Genomic DNA, 18,190 nt, shown 5'->3' with positions numbered 1-18,190 from the left:
CTAATAACGAGAAACGTAATGTTTGAACTCACGCTCCAGCTCGCGGTTATTTTATTTTTTGTTGCTTTGGTTGCGGGTTTTATTGACGCGATTGCCGGTGGCGGAGGGTTACTGACTATACCGGCATTAATGTGGGCGGGATTGCCGCCTGCGGCCGCATTGGGTACCAATAAACTGCAAGCATGTGGTGGTAGTTTTTTTGCGAGTTTATATTTTGTGCGCAAAGGAATGGTTGATTTGCCTAGCATAAAACTGTCATTGCTATGCGCATTTATCGGTGCCTCTATCGGCACAATATTAGTACAAATGATCGATGCAAAACTACTGGAAGTGGTGCTACCATTTTTGATTTTAGCGATTGGCTGTTATTTTTTATTCTCTAAAAAAATTAGCGAGCAAGATCGCCAGCAAATTCTTACTCCGAGTGTTTTTGCCTTCACTGCGGCATTAGTCGTTGGGTTTTATGATGGTTTTTTCGGTCCCGGTACTGGGAGTTTCTTTGCGTTAGCGTTTGTCTCATTGGCTGGGTTTGGTTTAGCCAAAGCAACTGCTCATGCTAAATTATTAAACTTTGCGACTAACATCGCCTCGCTAATTTTCTTTCTTATCGGGGGGCAAGTGGCGGTCGTGCTGGGATTAATTATGCTCGTTGGCCAAGCGGTTGGCGCAACGTTAGGCTCACGTTTAGTGGTCACTAAAGGGGTTAAAATTATTAAACCTTTGGTGGTGGTGATGTCATTAGGTATGAGCGGGAAATTATTGTGGTCGCAATACATGTGATCTACATGTGGTCATAGTATCGATAATTTGGGCTTATTCACGCCATCATTATTTGACGTTCATGTTTGTTTATATTTAAAGGGATGTTATGCGCATCATTCACACATCAGATTGGCATCTTGGCCAATATTTTTATGGCAAAAGCCGCGCAGCCGAGCACCAAGCCTTTATGACATGGTTACTTGAGCAAATAAGCCTCCATCAAGTTGATGCCATTATTGTTGCTGGCGATATTTTCGATACTGGCACTCCGCCAAGTTATGCCAGAGCACTGTACAATCAATTTATTGTTCAAATTCAACAAACGGGTTGCCAGCTGATTTTACTGGGCGGTAATCACGATTCTGTTTCGACCTTGAATGAATCTAAACATCTACTGGCTTGCCTTAATACTATCGTGATCCCTGGTGCATTAGAACATTTTGAAGAGCATGTATTTGCACTTAAAACCCGCCAAGGTGAAATTGGGGCTATTTTATGTGGGTTACCTTTTTTACGCCCACGTGATGTAGTGTTAAGTGAATCTGGTGAGTCTTCAATGGATAAGCAACGCAAACTGGGTGATGCCATTAGTGCGTTATATCAGCGTTGTTTTGAGCAAGCTAAGCAGCTCAATAGCACATTTACCACGCAGGTACCCATTGTGGCGACAGGTCATTTAACCACGGTAGGAGCCAGCACTTCAGAATCAGTACGTGATATCTATATTGGCAGTTTAGATGCCTTTAATGCGGCACATTTCCCCGCGGCAGACTACATTGCATTAGGCCATATTCATCGCCCACAAGTGGTGGCGAAATCTGCGCATATTCGTTACAGCGGCTCACCGATAGCATTAAGTTTTGATGAACTATCGACCAATAACACCAGTAATAAATCAGTGTTTTTGGTTGAATTTACTGATGCTCAATTATCCCTCGTCACGCCATTAATGGTGCCTATTTTTCAGCCCATGCAGGTGCTAAAAGGTGATTTAGATAGCATTGAGCAGCAGATAAATGCATTTTCTTCTCAAACAGCCGCGACAAAAACCACTTGGTTAAGCATTGAAGTATCGCAGCAAGACTATTTGTCTGATCTACAGTCTCGTATTGCTGACATGACTCAAGACAAGGCGGTTGAGGTATTGCAATTAAAGCGTGCCCGTAGTCAACGACAGCAACACATTAAAAAGCTTGATAATGAAACCTTATCCGAGTTGAGTGTCGAGGAAGTGTTTGCGCGCCGTTTAGCCCAAGAGCAATTTGACAGCGATCCCCAACAGGCACAATTAGGCCGAATTAAGCAGCGCTTTAGCCAAATAGTTGCCGAGGTGGAGTCAGAGCGAAACACCCAAGAAACCGCCGCGAGCCATGTTCTGCAAGAAACGATGACCCATCATGGTAAAACAGAGGTTGCAACAAAAAGTGCTACAGACGGTGAACAGTCATGAAAATTTTAAGCCTTCGTTTTAAAAATATTAACTCGCTTAAAAACGAGTGGAAAATCGACTTTACCCAATCGCCTTTTGCTGAAAACGGACTATTTGCCATCACAGGCCCAACGGGTTCAGGCAAAACCACGATACTCGATGCCATTTGCTTAGCGCTTTACCACCGAACGCCGCGGTTAAATAATATCTCTAAAACCACTAACGAGTTAATGACTCGCGGCACCGCAGAGTGTTTAGCCGAAGTCGAATTTGAAGTGAAAGGCATTGCCTACCGCGCCTTTTGGAGCCAACGTCGCTCGCGCGACAAAGCCGACGGTAACTTGCAAGATGCTCAAGTGGAACTGGCACAACTGAGTGACGGTAAAATTCTTGCCAGTCAAATAAAGCGCAAAACGGAACTCATTGAACAGATCACCGGGCTCGACTTTGCTCGCTTCACTAAATCGATGATGTTATCTCAAGGGCAGTTTGCCGCTTTTTTGAATGCCGATGCCAATGACCGAGCGGAATTACTTGAAGAGCTCACCGGTACTGAAATTTACGGGCTTATTTCTGAGCGGGTTCATCAGCACTTTAGTGAAGCCAAGACTAATGTGAAATTACTCGAGGCCAAACTGGGCAGTGTCGAGTTGTTTGATGAACAACAAGTCGATCAACAAAATAAACAAATTGAACAATTTAAACAAACATTGGTGCAGCAACAATTACAACTGACTCAGTTAAGCCAATTTATCACTTGGGCCACTAATTCTGAGCAAGCACAGCAGGCATTGGTAAAGGTTCAGGGCGAACAGCAAGACGCGCTAACGTGCCAGCAGCAACATAGTGAAGCGTTAATACAATTGCAGCATAGCGAGCCGGCACAACACATTTTGCCATTATTTGAGCAACAGCAAAAAGCGCACAAAAAAGTCCAAGAGTTAACCGCACAGATCCGTCAATTAAGCCAACAAACCGAGCAAGCTGAAACGGCACTGCAAACCCATAAACACCAGCACACACAGGGCCAGCAACAGGTTAAGCAAGTTAATCAGGCGCATAAAACACTGCTGTCGTTGATCGATGAGCAAGTACTGCCGCTGGATCAACAAATTAATCAGCACAGTTATCAGTTATCTCAGGTCAAATTAACCCATCAACAAACATATGAACAGCAACAAAAGGGCCGCGAGCAACAACAACTGTTATTGACCCAGCAACAGGCGCTGACAGCGGCGAAGCAGCAAATTGATCATCAACTTGATAGTTTGCCTCAAGGTCAAGAAGTGGCTAAAAAGTTTGCCGCTTGGCAAACCCAATACACACAAGTTGTGCAACTAAGTGACCAACGTAGCCAAATTCATAACCAATGTACTCAGCAACAAGCCGGCATAAAACAAACTCAAGACACACTCACTGCGCTCGCGCCGCAAATACAACAGGCTCAAGCGGAGCTAACTCAGGCGACAGCGCAGCAAGATGACAGCCAAAAAGCATTAATTACGCTGTTGGCTGGACAAGACGAAACGAAAATTAATGATGATTATCAGCAAGTTGTTCAGCAGCAATCTGGGCGTTATCAATTAACCCAGTTGTTTAGCCAGTTTGCACGCCAGCAACAGCAATGTCAGCAGTTAACCCGTCAATCGGCGCAATTTAAGACTGAGTTGCAGGCACTGCTACAGTCTCTTACTGTGGTGAGAACTCAGTGGAGTGATAAAAATCAGCAAGTTAAAGATGTTCAAATGTTGCTACAGCAAGAGCAACAAATTGCCAATTTAACCATCGAGCGCGCCAAACTAAAAGCGGGTGAGCCTTGCGCCTTGTGCGGCTCGACCGATCATCCGCTAGTTGAGCGCTATGAAGCGCTGAATGTGTCGGTTACCGAGCAAAGGGCGCAACAGTTACAAGCTGAACTTGATGTGATTAAACAGCAAGGTGAGCAACTTAACCATCAGCAAACGGCGTTACAAGTTAACGATGACAATTTACAACAACAGCTAAGTCAAATTCACACAGATATTCAAACCATTGCGCAGCAGTGGCGGCAGCAAACTGAGACATTATCAATCTCTCTTGAGTTGGATTTGCAGCAAGAACAAGCATTAACCGATTACATTGCCCAAACCGAAACCAAACAACAGCAATTGGCTGTCACCATTACTGAGCTTAGCCAATGTCAAAAAACGTTACATCAACACCAACAGTATGTGATTCAAGCACAGCAAGCGCTCGTTAAGCAGATCAATCAGCAAGGGTTATTACAACAACAGCTTGATAACTTGCAGCAAGGTTTACTCAACCATCAACAGCACATTGAGGCCGTCACTGCGCAGCAAACTGCATTAATCAATGCGCTTGAAACACAAATTACTGCTTCAGGGTTAACGCCGCCAACAATAGTGAATGCCGTTATATGGCTCAACGAGTTACAACAACAACTCGAGTGTTGGACTCAAGCGCAGCAGCAGGCTGTCGACAATCAGCAGCAATTGAGTATCACAGCTGAAAAGCTCATGGCCAATCATCAGCAAGCGGACGAGCAGACCGCCAAGTTAACCGCGATCAGTGAACAAGTTGATAAGGTACAGACGCAGCTCAGTACTGTGTTAGGTCAACGTAACGAGGTCTTTGCTGATAAAGTCATTGAGGATGAAAAACAACGCAGTCAAACGGTGTTAGATCAAGCACAACAACAATTTGAGTTAGTACAGCAGCAATTACAAATAGCAGATAAGCACCTTGCCAGCTTAAGTGCACAGCAGCAATCCATGCAAGTTCAGGCAACACAAGTTAATCAAGAATGGCAGCAATTACAAAGCCAATGGAATAGTGCTCTACAAGCGAGCCCATTTTCCGACCAACAAGCTTTCGAGCAAGCATTACTCTGTGCTGATGAGCGTCACAGGTTGCAACAGCTTAAACAACAGTTAGACAATGACATTGTTAAGGCAAATACCTTAGTTGAGCAAGCCATTGCGTTGCAAGCGGAGCTTGCTCTGCTTGGTCAACAACATAACTATGATTTAACCCAACAAGCCGTCATGCTCCAACGGCATCAAGCCCTCGATTCTGAGCATCAACAATTAACGCAGACGCTTTGGCGGTTAACCCATGAGCTAGAGCTAGATGCAAGTAAGCGCGAAGGGCAGCAACAATTGCTAAAAGAGCAGGCACAACAGCAGCAAGTTTACGACGACCTCGCTTATTTGCATGCACTAATAGGCTCACAAAAAGGCGATAAGTTCCGTAAATTTGCCCAAGGGCTTACATTAGATCATTTAGTCGCATTAGCGAATCGACAGCTTGAACGCTTACAAGGCCGTTACTTACTCGAACGCAAAGAGTCAGATGCATTAGAATTACAAGTGCTCGATACCTGGCAAGGTGACACAGTGCGCGATACCCGTACACTGTCTGGTGGTGAGAGCTTTTTAGTTAGCTTAGCCCTTGCGTTGGCGTTATCTGATCTAGTAAGTCATAAAACGAGCATTGACTCACTCTTTTTAGATGAGGGCTTTGGTACCTTGGACAGCCAGACATTAGATACTGCATTAGATGCATTAGATAATTTAAATGCATCGGGCAAAATGATAGGCGTCATTAGCCATATTGAAGCCATGAAAGAGCGGATCGATGTACAGATAAAAGTGAATAAAATGAACGGTCTTGGTATTAGCAAATTACAGAATGAATTTGCGATTAATGCAGGGTGATCTGCCTCAAACTCCAGTGATTACTGCAATCGAGTTCAAATTAAAGGTTAAATAAATAATATTTTATATTTGTAATATGATTGTTTTTTGATATAAAAGAGTGTTGGAATGTAATTTGAGTGCAAAAGTCGGTATGTTAAACCGTTTTTACCGGATGGCGTAGTATCAAGTGTAGGGTTATTTTCATTATAAAAATGAGATAATGACATAGCGTTAACTGACGTTAGCCTCTGTGTCGCAATAACAATGTGCAGTAAAATAAAATAAATATAAAGAGTCGTCTTTTAGGGTGGATTAGATATTGCTAATAAGTAAAGTTATGGACTTCCAGCGGCTAGCCGCAAGTCAATTGAACTTACCAAACGTGACAAACCTGCACAAGAAAGTCTTGTTAGTAAGTGTATTTGCTGTAGGCGCTGCGCTTTTATGGCCAACACAACAAGAGTTTTCATCACAACGTATTCCTGTGGCCATTGATATTGATTCATTATTGCCACACATAGCTCAGCAAGATACAGCTTTGACGATCGTTAAGCCTGCAACACCTATTTTAAATCGGGTGATTGAAAGTGGTGATACCTTAAGTCGTTTGTTTGAATTAGCCGGTATTGACCAACGAACCATGTATAAAGTGCTTGAGGCTGATTTAGAAGTTTTAGCTTTAGATACCCTGTTACCGGGTAACCGCATCCAATTTTGGGATAATGCCGATGGTGAACTTGATAAATTAGAGCTGTATTTTAACCCTGCTCATCAAGTGGTATTTACTCGTTTTAAAGACGGAACTTACGCCGTAAATGACATTAATATCGATGGCATATGGCAAAACCGCATTGTGGGCGGTGAAATTAACGGCTCTTTTTATGTATCGGCTAAAAATGCAGGCCTAAGTGCTGCCGAGATTCAGAAAGTCGAATCACTGTTAAAGTCAAAATTAAACTTTTCACGTGAGTTACGTGCAGGTGATACATTTTCGGTTTTAGTCAACGATCAATTTGTTGAAGGTGAACCAACAGGTATCACATCGATTGAAGGCATTCGTATTAATACCGGGCGTCGGGACATTACCGCGTTTCAAAATGCTGATGGCAACTATTACGATATTAAAGGTCAAAGTTTAACGCCTGCTTTCCAACGTATCCCATTAAATAGAACTGTGCGGTTAAGTTCTCGGTTCAACCCCAACCGCAAACACCCGATTACGGGTCGGATTCGGCCACATAATGGTACCGACTTTGCTACCCCTATTGGTACTCAAGTGGTGGCTCCGGGTGATGGTGTGGTGACGCTGGTTAAGAAGCATGCTTTCGCGGGTAACTATATTGTGATTGAACATAACAATAAAGTGCGTACTCGTTACCTGCATCTGTCGAAATTTTTAGTTAAACGAGGCCAACGTGTAAAACGAGGGCAGGTGATTGCATTATCAGGTAATACGGGTGCGTCAACGGGTCCACACTTACATTATGAGTATATTGTGAATGGTCGTCCGGTAGACGCAATGAAAGCCGACATCGCAGAAGCTAAAGTCTTACCTAAAAAGCAATTACACGCCTTTCAAGCTTTGGTACGTAGCCGAAGCATGATGATGGATTTGGGTTAATTAGCTGAGGCTTATTACACCGAGTGTAGTTGTGATAGCCATAAAAAATGCAGCCTAAGGGCTGCATTTTTTATGGCTTGCGGGTATCCATGTTGTGTTGGTATTTTAGTTTTTCATTCTCCTAGTCATGGTTGCGAGTCAGTTTTTTTGATCTATTATTTATGGCCTGCGGCCACTAACATCGTGGCGCTTCGCCACATCAGACCAAGAGGAAACCAACGGCTATTGTCTCTTTATTCTTTATAAAATAATTGGCCCAGCCGCCCAGCCGCCCCGCAACATTTTTCCAATAGATTAAATAACCGCTGCGAAAAGGTCGCTATGGGGATTGATCCAGTTTTTAACTTCATTTGAAGCCTGCTTCGGCTCATCTTGCAGTAAAGAGTGAAAATGCTATAGCTTCCTATGGGGATCTGATAGGCAGGATGCCTTGAAGCACATGGATGTGCGAGAAAGGCCTTCAGGCTCACGCAGTCTTTTGTAAAGAGTCTTCAACGGCCTCAAGTTAAGTGTTGTATATGTACATTTAGACCGAAAATGACGCCAAGGCGCAGCAAACTACCAGCGCTGGTCGTGTGCCTAAACGCTAACTTTTTAATCCCATAACATCACTTTAGGCTTGATTGATATCAAGCTATCCTGCTGTGTTAAATCGACCATATTACTGATGAATTGGCCATCGAGTGCTAATTTGTTAAACCATCCTGTTGAATTTGCTCGATGATAAAATTATACAAGGTGATCGCAACTCAAATAGAAAGGGGTTATTTGTTATTTCAAAAAATGGGCCGCTATGTATTTCAGCTATGTATTTCAATGTATTTCAATGTATTTCACTCAGAAAAAATAACTTAACCAGCATGGCTGAGGTTTTGAACGTTATCTTCAGCCTGAGCTTGTGGTCGGTAGAGCGCACCACAAAGTGCAATGATCGTGGCGGTCGTCATTATAAGCACAATCGGCCATAGGGAATCATCACTCAATATTGCTGCTAGAGCGCTCACTGCTGCCCCAACAAGATATTGAGTCGCACCTAAGGTTGCCGCTGCAATCCCTGCATTTTTACCAAAATAATTCATAAAACAGGCACTTGAATTGGGCATTATTCCTCCTATTGTTGCTGTTGTCGCAACAAAACCAAATACAGTTAGCCACAAAATGTTAGGGAAAAAGGCGGTTGCAACCACCAATATCAACACACCAAGCATCTGAATACTTAAAAATATTTTCAATAATTGATTCGGCTCAATCCGCTGTAATAAAAAATGGTTAAGACGATTTATAACAGCAACCCCAGCAACATTAAGGATCAATAATCCAGAGAAAAACGCCTCATCAACATGGAATTGCTCCATGTAGGCAAAAGGAGCATTAGTCAAAAAAGTAATTAAGACAGAGAAGCCAAAACCTTGAGCTAATAAATAACCTAATGCACGACGTTCTCTAAACACACTAAGGTAACCACGATTTTTAACCCTTTGTTTAGTTTTAGTTTCTTTGGGCATGATGACGATGACCGATATGGTCACTATAAGACCGAGCAATGCTAATGAAGTAAAAATCCAGCCCCAGTCCAGGGTCTTTAAAATGACAGTTCCCACGGAAGGCGCAATTGAAGGAGCCAGCATAGTAATCAACATAATTAATGAAAATAACCGAGCAGAATCTTTTCCTGACGTGTTGTCTCTTATAATGGCAGGAACACCGACAACGGCAATACCACCGCCGATAGCTTGGATCATACGCAATCCCCAAAGCATTTCTATTGAATGGCCATAGGGAATAAAAAAACTCGCAATGGAAAATATGGCCAAACCTGTGATAATGACAGGCTTGCGACCGAATCTGTCTGATAATGGTCCGCCAATCAATTGACCAATAGCGAGGCCAAAGATATACAAACTAACCGTCACCGCTATCAATGATATATCCGTATTGAGATCTTCAGCCATGACCGGAAGAGCGGATAAATACCCGTCTGTTGCAAAAGGTGTTAATGCGGAGATACCCGCCAATAAAAATAATAATGGTGTAGAAATAAACTTACTCATAACAGCCTAACTTGCTTTCCAGAAAGGAAGATAGTAGTTGTATTTTAGCTTTCTAGCAAGTTATATTGTCTTCATTAACAAGGAATGAGATTATGAGCAAACAAAAATCAATTACTAGCATACTGACAAAAACAGCAGAGAATTGGCCGGAATCCAATCAAAATATTTCACCTGAAATATTAAAAATTCATCGAATTCACCAACATTTACAGCAGAATTTAACTAAAGTAGTTGAACGTTATGGCCTCCAATCGGCTGATTTTAGTGCATTAGAAACATTGAGAAAAGAACCACCACCGCACTGTTTATCAGCCACAGCATTATCTCATTCTATGTTGTTTAGCTCCGGAGGTTTGACTAAATTGTTAAATCGGATCACTAATGCAGGTTTTATCGAGCGTGTAGATAACCCACAAGATAAACGTGGAAAGTTAGTTCAACTAACCGAGAAGGGTAAATCTTTAATTGGCAAAGTAATTGTTGAATTACATCAACAAGAGCAAGAAAAAATGGCTTTTTTATCTAAAAATGAAAAAACAGCATTAAATGTGTTACTCAATAAAATATTAGGCGAATGGGAATAACGTGAACGAAGAGGGCGGTTATCCATCAATAACTGTAAACTGAAAAATATCACGATATCAGTCATTACAGTGTTCTCTTTCGTTAAAATGGTGGGATATTCACTTATTAATTTATTTGGCTAACAAAGGGTTGGATGTCTAGCCTTTTGTCATTTCCCATAGATAAATCAAAAAACTGCCAGATAACATGGCCACTAACCTTTTCTTCAAAAACGGGTGGCGATGTATTTGGCGAATAATTTGTCGCTTTACATCAAAGATATAACAATTGTAGGATGCTATTAATCAATAACTTAAGCGGCAGACTTTATTTGACGAGCCGTTCAATAAGTTGTTAGGAGCCAATAAAAGGTGAATTATTTTGATTTGCATAAAGTTATTTTTATTTAGTGGAGCTACCAATGCATCGATGTGGGCAATGTAGACAGTTTACAAGAACGCCAGAAAATCAAAAAGATTTATGTGGCTCTTGGGATCAACCAACGACTGCTACTCGGGAGGCTTGTGGGTTCTTTAGTCCCAAGAGAGCAGCTCGCAAGACGAATGATAACAAGGGTTTTTAAGTCGGACTCTTAACAGTTGGCTCATTCCGCTCCATTTTAGCAAACTGTTTCTCGCCGTTTATTGCGTGTTAGCGATACAGGAAAACGATGAAGTATATTTCAATTTTATTTGCTTTATTCTGTTCTGGTATTGCATATAGTTCAGAAGTTATTACTTGTGGAGATGCTACGTCTGTAGGACGTGAAGCTAAATTAGTTTTACACTCACATGCTCAGAAGAGAGCACAGCAAGCAATTGAGTTATTCGTTGAAAAAAAAGTAAAAACGCCCTACGTAAATTTTTATGGACAAGTAAGTGACTTAAAAACAATGAGTTCTTTAATAGAGGTGTACTGGTGTGAAACACAAGAAACACCTTTGCACTCTGCTTATTATCGCTTTTACTCAAATAACAAATCAGTATTCCAGTAAATGTGTAGCTAATAAGCGCCTAAACAAGAGGGCGCAAAATCTAATACTTTTACTCATGCGAAGTGAAAACAGTTGTATCTATGCAGTAACTTATTTTCGTCCAGAAATGAGTTACAACACAATCTAATTGGATGATGTCTGAGCTCAATTTCTGGGCAACTTTTTAAAAGCAAAAAGTTGAGCTAAAAGCTCATCGATTATTTCGCGTAAGGCGATTGGCCCACTTCTTCGGCTACTAACCAGACTCGCATATCAAATTCTAACTGATGGTAATCCGCGAGCATGAAGGTGCACAGTTGATAAAACGCTTTGTTGTGCTCTTTCTCCCGCAGGTGAGCCAATTCGTGCACTACCACCATTTGCAATAGCTCAAACGGAATGTGCTTTAAGCGCGAGGTAATTCGAATTTCATTTTTGGCTTTGACTTTATTACCTTGACGGCGATTAACAAATGAATGCAAACCTAGCGCGTGATGGCTTAAGCTAATCTTGTCATCAAAAATGACTTTGGCTAATGGATCTGATTGACGCATATACGTATTTTTTAATGCTATTGCCATATCATACAAGGCTTTGTCTGTGCGAACGTCGTGTACTTTCGGGTAACGGGTTAAAAAGTGGGTGCCTAATGCGTTTGCATCAACCAATTGGCGAATTTTATCAACCACGTCAGGCTGGTAACCGTTTAAATACCGTAACGCACTTTGCTCATTTTGCTGTTTTTTAATGTCGGCGCTAGTGATCAACAGGCTTATATCGGTTTTGGGTTTTAATGCTTGGCTTGCCGATTTGACGGGCATTTTAGGTGGGGCTTTGGGCGCTTTATTGTCTGACATAGGTCAACTGATTGTTTTTGACGTTACCGCTATCTGTGTCGGTATCGGTAACGCCAATATAGAACGGTGGCAGCAGTGGATTACACTTTACCGAAGATGAGTCGGTTATGCTGAACATAAGCAACGTCAAATGCATTAAGCTGGACGCGTTTTAGATCTAATGATTCAAAGTCAACTTGTGGTGGGTTACGCTTTAATTGCTCTTTAACGATCAAAGGAGAAATAAGCGTAACAGGGATATCACTTAATTGAATGGCTGCTTCCAGTTTAAAGCTGGTGGCACTGCCTGCAAATTTACCTTTTTGTTCACGTTCAATAATGGCTATCTCATCGACTTTATAATCGGCGATTAATTTTTGAAACGCAAAGTTGAATTCACGAATTGATTCAGTGCTTGCCGATTGTGAAATACTGAATGAGACTTTACGACATGCTGGCACGTTAAACGTTTCGCCTTCATAGGTCAGTAAACAGATAATGGCTTCGCCGCCTTTTAATTCAACACCACAAATTTTCATGTTAATCCTTACTGGTTTATTCATACGAGAGTGCCGTTGGCATTGTCGTTATCGTTCATTTGTGTAGGGTAACGATTACCCTACATCCATCATTTGTTATCGCAGTTTGAGAGCGATTTAGTCTTCTGTTGTGCCGTCGTCTTCAATAACTTGAATCGGTTTTACTTTACGGCGTACTGGCGCATCACCGACATCGACGCCAGTAATAAAGCGTTTATCACTCTTGGGTGCCGCTTTAGGTTTTTTAGTGGCGCTGGCTCTTTTACTGACTTCAACACCTTTGGTACTAACCGCTGCTTTACCTGCTTGAGGCTTATCTTTTAGGCCGGTAAACTTAGCTTTTAAGCCTTCAATCACAGTGGGCTCAAAGTTTTTACGTAAAAACAGTTGTACTTTTTTAAAGCTGTCCCAATCTTTAGGACCCACAAATGAGACCGCATCGCCTTTAGCGCCCGCTCGGCCAGTACGACCAATACGATGGACGTATTCTTCAGCAAACTTTGGCATATCAAAGTTAATCACTAACGATACGTTGATTAAATCAAGGCCGCGTGATGCTACATCTGTGGTCACTAATATCTGTGATTGGCCTCGAGCAAATTGATCCATAATCTGGTTACGAGCCGATTGCTTTAAATCACCACTGAGCGCAGAGGTGGTAAAGCCTTGTGATGCTAATAAAGTGGCTATACGGTCTGTGTCTGAACGTGTTGCCGTAAATACAATTACTTGCTTGTGTTGCTCTTGAGTTAAAATGTGCTGCAGCAAGGCTTGCTTATGGTCTAAATGATCCACCAAAATAATACGCTGCTCAATGTCTTTATGTTCTGTGTAAGACTCACCAATCGATACATGACTCGGTGTTTTGAGTAGCGTTGCGGCAATGTCATTAATGCTGTCATGATCTAACGTAGCTGAAAACATCAAGGTTTGGCGACGTTTATGATCGGCTGCATCATTAATCGCTTTTAACTGCGGAGCAAAACCTAAATCGAGCATACGGTCAGCCTCGTCAAGAACCAACAATTCTAGGCCATTTAAATACAAGTGACGCTGTTGTAAGTGGTCCGCAATACGTCCAGGCGTGGCGACAATAAAGTGAGGATCTCTCGACAAGGCTTTGGCTTGGTCATTAAAGTTCTCACCACCGAGTACGCTAATGGCCTTATATTGAGTATTGGCGACTAATAAGCGTAATTGGCCATAAACTTGCTGGGCTAATTCACGTGTCGGTAATAAGATGAGTACCCGAGGATCTTTTTTCGACAATGCTCTTGAAGAGATTACCCGTTGCATTGCTGGCAGTAAAAACGCTAAGGTTTTACCTGAGCCCGTTTTAGACGATGCCATTAAATCTTTACCTGATAAGGCAATGGGAAGTGCTTGCGCTTGAACATCGGTAGGCGTAGAAATGCCAAGGTGCTTTAAACTGTCAAGCAGGCGCTTGTCCAACGAAAAATCGGTAAATTGCAAAGGTAAATCCCCTAAAAAATGTAAGCCGGTGATTATAGCTGTTTCACCTTGCTATAGCCAACAAGAGTCGCTTTAGTTATGCTATTTTTTAGCTTTATATTATTGCCCTCGTTCGGCATCGCTATTGGTCGATTCTGCCGAACCTTTTCGTAAAGATTAATATGCTGAGCATGGAAGGAAAAAAGATGACAAAGCTCACCGTGGGATTAGCCCTAGGCAGTGGAGCCGCGAAAGGTTGGGCACATATTGGGGTATTGAATGGTTTAGCCAAGTTAGATATTTACCCTGACAAAGTTGCGGGTTGTTCAGTGGGTGCATTAGTGGGCGCGGCCTATGCGAATAATCATTTGGGTGAACTTGAAACCTGGGTGAGTGGTTTTTCGAGTTGGGACGTACTCGGATTAATGGACTTAGGCTGGCGTAAAGGCGGCTTAATTAGCGGCGAGAAAGTATTTGATGTCTTAGCTAATCGCATTGGCGATATCAACATTGAACAGTTAAAACGTCCTTTTGCTGCAGTGGCTACCGATTTATATTCTGGACAAGAGATTTGGTTTAAAGAAGGTGACTTACGCCATGCGGTTCGCGCCTCATGTTCTATGCCCGGCTTTTTACCCCCAGTACAGCAAGGTCATCGCTGGGTTGTTGACGGCGCCGTGGTCAATCCGGTACCTGTGTCATTAGCCCGTTCGATGGGGGTTGATGTGGTTATTGCAGTGGATTTAAACGGTCATCGCCGTGATCAACTTCATAAGGCCCCAGAGCAAGTAAAAAGCCGAAAAGCGAGTAAGTCAGAGACGATTGATGAAAAGGCAGAGCTTGAATCAGGTTTTATGGATTTATGGGGCAAAGGCAAAGACTACATGAGTGTCTTAACTGACAAGCTTGCTATAGGCAGTTCAAAATCCCATCCAGGTATGTTGGCCGTTATGTCACAATCAATGGATATTTTAGAACAACGCCATAAACGCTCGCGTTTAATGGGCGAGCCACCAGATATTTGTATTGTGCCTTATGTTAATGACATTGGCACAATGGAATTTCATCGTGCAAAAGAAGCCATTAAAGCGGGTGAGCAGGCAGTAAAAGATATTCAACATTTAATTGAAGCGACCTTAAATTAACACTTATGCGGTGTCGAATATGAGTCATGTGCCCATTACGGATGCACGAGTTCGATACCGCTCGATTAATGTTTATGCAATAACGGTATTGTCCAAGTTGGGTTGTTGTCATCATTATGTTCAATGCTCCTTTAATAAAGAGTCATTGGCAAGTCACTTAGTTTGTTGATATGACGACTAGAATGGTGTTCGATGACAGCGTAGCGCGCTTAAGCGTTATGTTAGCTTGTTGAGTACCGCGCTAGCGGTGTTTGAATATGGCAATATTGATTTACGAAAACACTCCATATTGTGAAACAATTTACCATCTCTCCCCTTGTATTTTTATCCGACGGATCAGTGAACATTCCTACAATATCTTTTGCTGAAAGCAAGATGTTTTTCAATATTAAGTAGTGCTGAGAATTATGATCTGGATCAAAGTAATGCTCAGCGTTAATGTGTCTAATACACTCTATATTGTGTTTTTTGTAAATTAAAGTTCTATATATAGTGCTTGTAAGGATGGTCGTATGCTTGTAGTCGTGAAAAGAGATGGATGTCGAACCGCCTTTGATGGATGTCGGATCAAAGAGGCTGTAGTAGCAGCAATGGAGTCTGCAGGTCAAGCAGATCATCAATATGCGCAGCAGTTAGCGCAAACGGTTGAACAGCAAATGGCTGCGAAAACCGAAGTTGATATTCACGAACTACAACATGCAGTCGAAAACTTATTAATGTCTGGGCCGTATAAATCGGTGGCACGTCATTACATTGAGTATCGCCATGATCGCGATACCCATCGTGAAACTCAAAGTAAATTAAATTGTGCTATTCGCGGCTTGGTTGAGCAATCAGACAGTGCCATTTTAAACGAAAACGCCAATAAAGATGCCAAAGTGATCCCCACTCAACGTGACTTACTTGCCGGGATTGTTGCCAAGCATTACGCCAAAACTCACTTATTACCTAAAGATGTTGTCGAAGCACATGAAAAGGGCGAAATCCACTATCACGACTTAGACTACGCACCATTTTTCCCGATGTTTAACTGCATGTTAATCGATTTAGCCGGCATGCTGACTCATGGCTTTAAAATGGGCAATGCTGAAATAGAACCGCCTAAATCGATTTCGACCGCAACGGCTGTGACGGCGCAAATTATTGCACAGGTGGCGAGCCATATTTATGGTGGCACAACGATTAACCGTATTGATGAAGTGTTAGCTGAGTTTGTACAAATTAGTTATCAAAAGCACCTTAGCGTCGCTAAAAAATGGCAAGTGGCCGACGTGGAAGATTATGCGATGACTCAAACCGAAAAAGAGTGTCATGACGCGTTTCAATCGCTTGAATATGAAGTCAACACCTTACATACCGCCAATGGGCAAACGCCCTTTGTTACCTTTGGCTTTGGATTGGGGATATCGTGGGAATCTCGTTTAATTCAGCAATCTATGTTAACTGTGCGCATGGCTGGCTTAGGTAAAAACCGTAAAACGGCAGTATTCCCTAAATTGGTGTTTGCGATTAAAGATGGCGTGAATCATAAAGCGGCTGACGTCAATTACGACATTAAAAAGATGGCATTAACCTGTTCAACTATGCGCATGTACCCTGATATTTTAAATTATGATCAAGTGGTGAAAGTCACTGGTTCATTTAAAACTCCGATGGGTTGTCGTTCATTTTTGGGCACTTATGAAGAAGATGGCCAATTGGTACATGAAGGACGCAATAATTTAGGTGTTGTTAGCCTTAACTTACCGCGTATTGCGTTGGAAGCAGGTCAAGATGAACAGCGTTTTTATCAATTACTCGACCAGCGACTACTGATTGCACGCAAAGCGTTAGATACTCGCATTGCTCGGTTAACCGGGGTTAAAGCGCGAGTGGCACCAATTCTTTATATGGAAGGGGCGTGTGGCGTGCGCTTAAATGCCGATGATGATGTTAGCGAGATCTTTAAAAATGGTCGTGCGTCAATTTCGTTAGGCTTTATTGGCCTACACGAAACCATTAATGCCTTGTATGGCAATGCTGAACATGTGTTTGATAACGCTCAATTACGTGAGAAAGCTGTTGCGATCATTAATCATTTGAAGCAAGCCACTGAATCTTGGAAGCAAGAAACGGGTTATGGTTTTAGTTTGTACAGTACTCCTAGTGAAAATTTATGTAGCCGTTTTTGCCAGCTTGATACGACTCAGTTCGGTGTGGTGGCAGGGGTGACAGATAAAGGCTATTACACGAATAGTTTCCATTTAGATGTTGAAAAGCAAGTGAATCCATACGATAAGATTGATTTTGAACAACCTTATCCGGCTATCGCCAATGGTGGATTTATTTGCTACGGCGAATACCCTAACATGCAGCACAATATTGAAGCGCTCGAAAATGTTTGGGATTACAGCTACAGTCGGGTGCCATATTACGGCACCAACACTCCGATTGATGAGTGTTACGATTGTGGCTATATCGGTGAGTTCAATTGTACCAGCAAGGGCTTTGTTTGCCCCAAATGCGGTAATCACGAACCTAGTCGAGTGTCTGTGATTCGACGAGTTTGTGGCTATTTGGGCAGCCCAGATTCACGGCCGTTTAACTTTGGTAAGCAAGAAGAAGTGAAGCGCAGAGTGAAGCATTTATAATGTATTATAGTGCTTATCATAGTATTGATGTGATCAACGGCGAGGGCAATCGCTGCACGTTATTTGTCAGCGGTTGCGAGCATGCTTGTAAGGGATGCTATAACCAAAGCACTTGGCGTGTCGATGCTGGGCATGTATTTAGCCAAGCGTTAGAAGATCAGATTCTTAATGATTTAACCGACAGTCGTATTTTCCGTCGCGGCTTATCGTTAAGCGGTGGTGATCCGCTGCATCCCGCTAACCTTGAAGCGATATTGAAATTGGTGATGCGGGTAAAGGATGAATGTCCCGAGAAAGATATTTGGTTATGGACCGGTTACCAACTTGCTGATCTAAGTGAGCAGCAACAAACCGTGGTGAACTTGGTGGATGTAATGATTGACGGTAAGTTTGAACAAGATAAAGCTGATCCCGCGCTATTGTGGCGCGGTAGCAGCAATCAACAGGTTTATCGTTTTAACAGATAGTGTTTGAATCTAGACGGTGTTAA

At 42.3% G+C, this 18,190-nt stretch carries 13 protein-coding genes; 9 read left to right on the top strand and 4 right to left on the bottom strand.

All coding sequences use genetic code 11. The features are described from left to right. The first annotated feature begins 18 nt into the window (after nt 1-18). The 4 genes from AAEZ02_RS04655 to AAEZ02_RS04640 all read left to right on the top strand — a co-directional run bounded on the left by AAEZ02_RS04655 (nt 19) and on the right by AAEZ02_RS04640 (nt 7,510). Entirely contained in the window at nt 19-780 is a 762-nt protein-coding gene (locus AAEZ02_RS04655; protein WP_101032129.1) for a TSUP family transporter, read from the top strand. Between the two features lie 88 nt (nt 781-868). Beyond that, nucleotides 869-2,212 (top strand): exonuclease subunit SbcD, encoded by a 1,344-nt coding sequence (gene sbcD, locus AAEZ02_RS04650; protein ID WP_124011782.1) that lies wholly within the window; start codon nt 869-871, stop codon nt 2,210-2,212. Next, the gene (locus tag AAEZ02_RS04645) at nt 2,209-5,907 is read left to right on the top strand and encodes an AAA family ATPase (RefSeq protein ID WP_124011781.1); all 3,699 of its coding nucleotides are present in this window, start codon (nt 2,209-2,211) and stop codon (nt 5,905-5,907) included. The genes sbcD and AAEZ02_RS04645 overlap by 4 nt, the downstream gene beginning before the upstream one ends. Before the next feature lie 319 nt (nt 5,908-6,226). Beyond that, the gene (locus AAEZ02_RS04640; RefSeq protein WP_164839576.1) at nt 6,227-7,510 is read left to right on the top strand and encodes a peptidoglycan DD-metalloendopeptidase family protein; all 1,284 of its coding nucleotides are present in this window, start codon (nt 6,227-6,229) and stop codon (nt 7,508-7,510) included. 851 nt (nt 7,511-8,361) lie between these two features. On the opposite strand, the gene AAEZ02_RS04635 is transcribed toward AAEZ02_RS04640, so the two are convergent. Further along, nucleotides 8,362-9,561 (bottom strand): multidrug effflux MFS transporter, encoded by a 1,200-nt coding sequence (locus AAEZ02_RS04635; RefSeq protein ID WP_124011780.1) that lies wholly within the window; start codon nt 9,559-9,561, stop codon nt 8,362-8,364. 92 nt (nt 9,562-9,653) lie between these two features. Here AAEZ02_RS04635 and AAEZ02_RS04630 point away from each other — a divergent pair, with 92 nt between their 5' ends. Together AAEZ02_RS04630 and AAEZ02_RS04625 are read left to right on the top strand one after the other, a co-directional pair. After that, on the top strand, nt 9,654-10,145 hold the full coding sequence (locus AAEZ02_RS04630; protein ID WP_124011779.1) for a MarR family winged helix-turn-helix transcriptional regulator: 492 nt from the start codon (nt 9,654-9,656) through the stop codon (nt 10,143-10,145). A gap of 650 nt (nt 10,146-10,795) precedes the next feature. Continuing rightward, nucleotides 10,796-11,119 (top strand): hypothetical protein, encoded by a 324-nt coding sequence (locus AAEZ02_RS04625; RefSeq protein ID WP_124011778.1) that lies wholly within the window; start codon nt 10,796-10,798, stop codon nt 11,117-11,119. 197 nt (nt 11,120-11,316) lie between these two features. Here AAEZ02_RS04625 and AAEZ02_RS04620 read toward each other — a convergent pair whose 3' ends face one another. The 3 genes from AAEZ02_RS04620 to AAEZ02_RS04610 form a co-directional block, all read right to left on the bottom strand. Next, nucleotides 11,317-11,919, bottom strand: a complete 603-nt coding sequence (locus AAEZ02_RS04620; protein ID WP_101034695.1) for a YgjP-like metallopeptidase domain-containing protein — start codon at nt 11,917-11,919, stop codon at nt 11,317-11,319. 116 nt (nt 11,920-12,035) lie between these two features. Continuing rightward, the gene (locus tag AAEZ02_RS04615; RefSeq protein ID WP_101032124.1) at nt 12,036-12,473 is read right to left on the bottom strand and encodes a DUF3010 family protein; all 438 of its coding nucleotides are present in this window, start codon (nt 12,471-12,473) and stop codon (nt 12,036-12,038) included. Between the two features lie 117 nt (nt 12,474-12,590). After that, a complete protein-coding gene (locus tag AAEZ02_RS04610) occupies nt 12,591-13,946 on the bottom strand; it encodes a DEAD/DEAH box helicase (RefSeq protein ID WP_101032123.1) in 1,356 nt (451 codons plus the stop codon). 185 nt (nt 13,947-14,131) lie between these two features. Between AAEZ02_RS04610 and rssA the strand changes: the two genes are divergently transcribed. The 3 genes from rssA to nrdG all read left to right on the top strand — a co-directional run bounded on the left by rssA (nt 14,132) and on the right by nrdG (nt 18,167). Further along, on the top strand, nt 14,132-15,070 hold the full coding sequence (gene rssA, locus AAEZ02_RS04605) for a patatin-like phospholipase RssA (RefSeq protein WP_124011777.1): 939 nt from the start codon (nt 14,132-14,134) through the stop codon (nt 15,068-15,070). A gap of 512 nt (nt 15,071-15,582) precedes the next feature. Beyond that, nucleotides 15,583-17,700, top strand: coding sequence for an anaerobic ribonucleoside-triphosphate reductase (nrdD, locus tag AAEZ02_RS04600; protein ID WP_124011776.1), 2,118 nt, complete (start codon nt 15,583-15,585; stop codon nt 17,698-17,700). Then, nucleotides 17,700-18,167, top strand: a complete 468-nt coding sequence (nrdG, locus tag AAEZ02_RS04595) for an anaerobic ribonucleoside-triphosphate reductase-activating protein (protein ID WP_124011775.1) — start codon at nt 17,700-17,702, stop codon at nt 18,165-18,167. Before nrdD ends, nrdG begins: the two co-directional genes overlap by 1 nt. Nucleotides 18,168-18,190: the final 23 nt, after the last annotated feature.

Origin of the sequence: Shewanella sp. T24-MNA-CIBAN-0130, from assembly GCF_040310185.1 — a bacterium.
Taxonomy (GTDB): Bacteria; Pseudomonadota; Gammaproteobacteria; order Enterobacterales; family Shewanellaceae; genus Shewanella; species Shewanella psychromarinicola.
The sequence above is the reverse complement of the archived record's forward strand: the minus strand, read 5'-3'. Positions and strand labels throughout refer to the sequence as shown.